Annotated in this window: 5 protein-coding genes; 3 read left to right on the forward strand and 2 right to left on the reverse strand. The window is 73.3% G+C overall.

Going from position 1 to position 5,655, the window contains the following annotated elements; genetic code table 11:
• Window positions 1-621 precede the first annotated feature (621 nt).
• Complete coding sequence (gene raiA, locus G3I42_RS06630) at window positions 622-1,368, forward strand: ribosome-associated translation inhibitor RaiA (RefSeq protein WP_164283272.1); 747 nt, start codon at window positions 622-624, stop codon at window positions 1,366-1,368.
• Window positions 1,369-1,734: 366 nt separating this feature from the next.
• Entirely contained in the window at window positions 1,735-2,487 is a 753-nt protein-coding gene (locus G3I42_RS06635) for a response regulator transcription factor (RefSeq protein ID WP_164283274.1), read from the forward strand.
• Window positions 2,488-2,583: 96 nt separating this feature from the next.
• Here G3I42_RS06635 and G3I42_RS06640 read toward each other — a convergent pair whose 3' ends face one another.
• The gene (locus G3I42_RS06640; RefSeq protein WP_164283276.1) at window positions 2,584-3,459 is read right to left on the reverse strand and encodes a LysR family transcriptional regulator; all 876 of its coding nucleotides are present in this window, start codon (window positions 3,457-3,459) and stop codon (window positions 2,584-2,586) included.
• 90 nt (window positions 3,460-3,549) lie between these two features.
• On the opposite strand from G3I42_RS06640, the gene G3I42_RS06645 reads away from it, so the two are divergent.
• The gene (locus G3I42_RS06645) at window positions 3,550-4,281 is read left to right on the forward strand and encodes an SDR family NAD(P)-dependent oxidoreductase (protein ID WP_203606453.1); all 732 of its coding nucleotides are present in this window, start codon (window positions 3,550-3,552) and stop codon (window positions 4,279-4,281) included.
• A 101-nt stretch (window positions 4,282-4,382) separates the two neighbouring features.
• Here G3I42_RS06645 and G3I42_RS06650 read toward each other — a convergent pair whose 3' ends face one another.
• Complete coding sequence (locus G3I42_RS06650; RefSeq protein ID WP_164283280.1) at window positions 4,383-5,609, reverse strand: crosslink repair DNA glycosylase YcaQ family protein; 1,227 nt, start codon at window positions 5,607-5,609, stop codon at window positions 4,383-4,385.
• Window positions 5,610-5,655 lie beyond the last annotated feature (46 nt).

Raw genomic sequence — 5,655 nt, forward strand, 5'->3', positions numbered from 1 at the left:
CCCGCGCTCGCGCTGCGCCGGGAGGTACGGGACCAGGCCGGGCTCGGCGCCCGGGAGCGGCGGGCCAATCTCGCGGGCGCGGTACGGGTACGGGCCGCGGGCCTCCGGCTCCTGCGCGAGGCACCTCCCCGTACGGCGCTCGTGCTGGTCGACGACGTCATGACGACGGGCGCGACGATTGCCGAGGCCGCGCGCGCATTACACGCGGCAGACGTGGAAGGAGTGCAGCGAGGAGATCGTTCCCACCGTTCCGCAGGGGCGGGGGAAAGGATCACGAGGGCCGTCCGGGCGGCCGTCGTCGCGGTTTCTCCACGGGCCTTCGAAATAAACCGGAACCGAGCGAGAATTTAGGTTTTCGCAGGCGAGGAGGGGCGTCATTCGCCCGAATGGAGGTATCACTCGGCAGCGGGTGCCGTTTGACCACCGGGCGAGCTATGTTCGGAGGTGGGGAAGTTCACCGGCCGTGGGGCCGGAGGGTTCTCCCGTGCGAGATGTCGCCCCTCGTCATGAAGGCGTGGCCCCTGGTGGGAGTGAGCCACCGGGGCGGAGGAGGTGGAGGTTCACCGTGTCCGGGGCTTCCGGGAATTCCGGGGGCCTGGAGCAAGTGGGAGTTTCTCCGCCGTGGGCGGAGCGAATCCGGGAACGGAGTTCTGCGTGGACATCGACATCGTCGTCAAGGGTCGCAAGACCGAGGTGCCCGAGCGGTTCCGCAAGCATGTGGCCGAAAAGCTGAATGTGGAGAAGATCCAGAAGCTCGACGGCAAAGTGATGAGCCTGGACGTCGAGGTGTCCAAGGAACACAATCCGCGGCAGGCGGACCGCTGCGACCGCGTGGAGATCACGCTGCGCTCGCGCGGTCCGGTCATTCGCGCCGAGGCGTGCGCCGCCGATCCGTACGCGGCCCTCGATCTCGCCGTCGCCAAGCTCGCCGCCCGGATGCGCAAGGAGCACGACAAGCGCCGTACGCGGCGCGGCAGCGAGCGGCTGACCGCCGCCGAGGTCGCCGAGCGCGTCCCGGGCACCGCCGGGCTCAACGAGGACGGCACCTTCGCCGAGCCCGAGCCCGAGAGCGACGGCGGCGTACCGACGAAGAAGGTCGGCTCCCTGGAGGTCCAGGGCGACGGACCGCTCGTGGTCCGCGAGAAGACGCACATGGCGACCCCGATGTCGCTCGACCAGGCGCTCTACGAGATGGAGCTGGTCGGCCACGACTTCTACCTCTTCGTCGACGCGGAGACGAAGGAGCCGAGCGTGGTCTACCGGCGGCACGCCTACGACTACGGCGTCATCCACCTGTCGACCGACCCCATGGTGGCCACGCCTGAACCGGCCGGTGCGGGTGGCGCGCTGGGCGGCCAGGAGGGCTGAACCGCCGCGCGCGAGTTCCCGGGTGCTGATCCCGGGGGGCGGGCGCGGTGCGGCGGGCTGGAGTCCCGCGACCGGTGACCGGTCGCGGGACTCCAGCCCGTGTGCGCGTGGGGGAGAAGCGCGCGAGGCGGGTGCGAGGGTGCCGTGTGCCCGGGGGTGCGGGTGGGCGCGGGGGCTACGTTCCGTACGCCGGTTCTGGTCGGTGCCCCTGGTGTGCGCTGATGCGCCCCCAGGGCTCCAAGCTGAGGTCCGGAGCGGCCCACGGGGAGGGCGGGACGTGGAATCATTGGCCGGACCGGCCAACCGGCCCGCAGCCGCACCCGGTTGAGTCGGTCCATACAGTCGTGGCTTCAGGGGGAAGAGACGATGGCGGACAGCTTCGGGCCGAGGCGGGACGCGGACGCCGGGCGTGCCTCCGGCGGATTCCGCCCCGATGAGGACGAACCGAGGCCCCGCGCCGAACCGATCCGGGTCCTGGTCGTCGACGACCACGCGCTCTTCCGGCGCGGCCTGGAGATCGTGCTCGCCACGGAGGAGGACATCGAGGTCGTCGGCGAGGCCGGGGACGGCTCCGAAGCCGTGGAGAAGGCGACCGATCTGCTCCCGGACATCGTGCTCATGGACGTGCGGATGCCCAAGCGCGGCGGCATCGAGGCGTGCACGGCGATCAAGGAGGTCGCCCCCAGCGCGAAGATCATCATGCTGACGATCAGCGACGAGGAAGCGGACCTCTACGACGCCATCAAGGCGGGCGCGACGGGCTACCTCCTCAAGGAGATCTCCACGGACGAGGTCGCCACCGCGATCCGCGCCGTCGCGGACGGGCAGTCGCAGATCAGCCCCTCGATGGCGTCGAAACTGCTCAGCGAGTTCAAGTCGATGATCCAGCGCACCGACGAACGCCGCCTCGTCCCCGCCCCCCGGCTCACCGACCGCGAGATGGAAGTCCTCAAGCTCGTCGCGACCGGGATGAACAACCGGGACATCGCCAAAGAGCTGTTCATCAGCGAGAACACGGTGAAGAACCACGTGCGGAACATCCTGGAGAAGCTGCAACTGCACTCGCGGATGGAAGCGGTGGTGTACGCGATGCGGGAGAAGATCCTCGAAATCCGCTGAGGTGTGGGGGAGTTCGGCGCGGGTTTGCAGACGCGAGAGCGGGCGTCCAAGCGCGGGCGCGGCTGCGGGCCCCGGCCGTGACCCGGGGCCCGGCGGTCAGGTGGTGTCGTTCCGCAGCTCCGTCGCCGTGCGGACCAGGGCGGCCACGGGGCGGGAGCGGCTGCGGGCGGGCCAGGCGATCACCGTGGTGATGGGCGGGGCGTCGAGGACCGGGACGGCGAGGTGCTCGGGCCACTGCCAGGCGCGGCTGGATGCGGGGATGACGAGCAAGGTCTTGCCCAGGGCGACGAGTTGGGCCAGCTGAGCCTGCGTGCGGACCTCCGGACCCGGGCCCTCGGGGTAGCTGCCGTCGAGGCGGGGCCAGCGGGCGATCGGGAGGCCGGGGACGGCGCTGACCTCCGCGAGCGTGAGGTGGGGGCGGGCGGCGAGGGGGTGGGCCGCGGGGAGGATCGCGACTTGGCCCTCGGTGTGCAGGTCCTCCGTGTCGAAGCCGGTGAGGTCGTCGACCGGGCGGTGCATGAGCGCGGCGTCGGCCCGGCCCGTACGGAGCAGTCCGGCCTGCTCGCCGACCTCGCACAGCAGCACCTCGACCGGCGGCACGTCCGCCGCGCGCGCCGCCGCGTCCAGGAGCGCGCGCAGCAGCTCGTGCGAAGCGCCCGCCTTCGTCGCGAGGACGAGACGCTGGTCCGGGCTCCCCGCGCGGCGGGTCCTGCGCGCCGCGGCGGCGATCGCGTCGAGCGCCGTTCCCGCCTCCGTACGCAGCACTTCGCCCGCCGCCGTGAGCCGCACGCCGTGGCGGTCCCGCTCCAGGAGCCGCGCGCCGATGCGGCGCTCCAGTTGCCGGATCGCGCGCGAGAGCGGGGGCTGCGTCATGCCGAGGCGCTCGGCGGCACGCCCGAAGTGCGACTCCTCGGCCACCGCGAGGAAGTACCTCAGCTCGCGGACCTCCACGTCTCCGGCCTCGTCGTCCATACCGACAGCCTAGGCCGCCCGGTGGTGATACCGAGGGGGTATCACGCCTGTCCGAAGCGGTATTGGACGCGACCGCGGGGCCCGCCGAGCATGGGGATCATGGAGAACGAAACGACGAAGACCGCGCTGGTCACCGGCGCGAACAAGGGAATCGGCCTCGCCGTCGCGCGCGGCCTCGCGGGGCTCGGCTTCACCGTCGCCGTGGGGGCGCGCGACGCGGCGCGGGGAGCGGCGGCCGTGGAGTCGCTGCGGGCCGAGGGGGCGCGCGCCTTCGCCGTCGCGCTCGACGTCACCTCCGAGGAGAGCGTGGCCGCGGCGGCGAGGACGATCGAGGAGACCGCGGGGCGGCTCGACGTGCTCGTCAACAACGCCGGGATCGGCGGGACGACGGAGGACGGCGCGCAGGACCCGACCACGCTCGACCTCGACGTCCTGCGCACGGTCCTCGACACGAATGTCTTCGGCGTCGTCCGCGTGACCAACGCCCTCCTCCCGCTGCTCCTGCGCGCCCCCGCGCCGCGCGTCGTCAACGTGTCGAGCAACATGGGCTCCCTGACCTTGCGGACCGGGCCGGTCATGGCCGCCTACGCCCCGTCCAAGACCATGCTCAACGCCCTCACGACCCAGTACGCCCGCCGCCTCGCCGACACCCCCGTCCTCGTCAACGCCTGCTGCCCCGGCTACGTCGCCACCGACTTCACCGGCCACCAGTCCACCCGCACCCCGCAGGAGGGCGCCGCGATCGCCCTCCACCTCGCGACGCTCCCGGACGACGGCCCGCGCGGCGGCTTCTTCGACGACGCGGGGCCGGTCGCCTGGTGATCCCGGGGACGGCCGCCTCGCGATCCCGGGGTACGGGGGCCCTGGGCATCCCCGGGTACGGGGCCGCCCCCCACCGCCGGGCCGCCCCGTACCCGTATCCCTCAGTCCGCCGTCCCCTCCCGCCGCGCCGCCAGCGCCGCGCCCGCCTCCCGTTCCAGCGCATCGCGCAGTTCCGGCGGGTCCACGCGGTCCACGCGGACGCGGGTGCAGCCGACCCACGTGGCCGCTTCCGCCAGGGCCGTCGCCGTGCCCGCGACGGCCTTGCGCGGGGTCGCCGTGCCGGGGAGGTCGCCGCCCAGGGAGACCTGGCGGGCGACGAGCGTCGTGCCCTCGCGGGCCGGGTCGACGCGGGCCACGAGCCGGCCGCCGGAGAGGACCGGCATGGCGAAGTAGCCGTGCACGCGCTTCGGCTTGGGCACGTACGCCTCCAGGCGGTGCGAGAAGCCGAAGAGGCGTTCCGCGCGGGCGCGTTCCCAGATGAGGGAGTCGAAGGGGGACAGGAGCGTCGTGCGGTGCCGGCCGCGTGGGCTCGACTCCAGCGCCTCCGGGTCGGCCCAGGCCCGCTTCCCCCAGCCCTCGACCCGGACGGGCACCAGGCCGCAGTCCTCGATCACGGCGTCGAACTGCTCGTTCTTCAGCCGGTGGTAGTCGGCGAGGTCGGAGCGGGTGCCGACGCCGAGCGAGCGCGCCGCGAGGCGGATCAGGCGGCGGACGCACTCCAGGTCGTCCAGGTCGTCGTGGAGCAGCCCGGCGGGGATCGCGCGCTCCGGCAGGTCGTAGACCCGGCGCCAGCCCGTCCGCCGGACGCAGACCACGTCCCCGTACGTCAGCGCCCGCTCGACGGCGACCTTGGAGGCCGACCAGTCCCACCACTCGCCGCCGTTCTTCGCCCCGCCCAGCTCCGTCGCCGTCAGCGGGCCCTCGTCGCGCAGCTGCGCGAGCACCTTCTCGTACGCGCCCGCCGGCATCTCGTGCCCCCACAACGGGCGGTTCCGGTACGCGCGGCGGCGGAACGCGAAGTGCGGCCACTCCTCGACGGGCAGCACGCAGGCCGCGTGCGACCAGTACTCGAAGGCGTGCGCGGGGGCCTCGGGCGGCGCCCAGTACGCGGACTCGACGGCCTGGCGGCCGATCGCGCCGAGGCGCGCGTACGGGACCAGCTCGTGCGAGCGGGCGAGCACCGAGATCGTGTCGAGCTGCACCGCGCCGAGGTGCCGCAGCACACCCCGCGCGCCCGCGCGCCGGTCGGGGGCGCCGAGGAGGCCCTGGGCGCGCAGCGCGATGCGGCGGGCCTCGTCGGCGGAGAGGGACAGCGGCTGCGTCGTCATGCCGTGCAGCCTAGGACGGCGGACCGACACCCGGAGGCGGCGGAGC

The sequence above is a fragment of the Streptomyces sp. SID11385 genome, assembly GCF_010548245.1.
GTDB lineage: Bacteria > Actinomycetota > Actinomycetes > Streptomycetales > Streptomycetaceae > Streptomyces.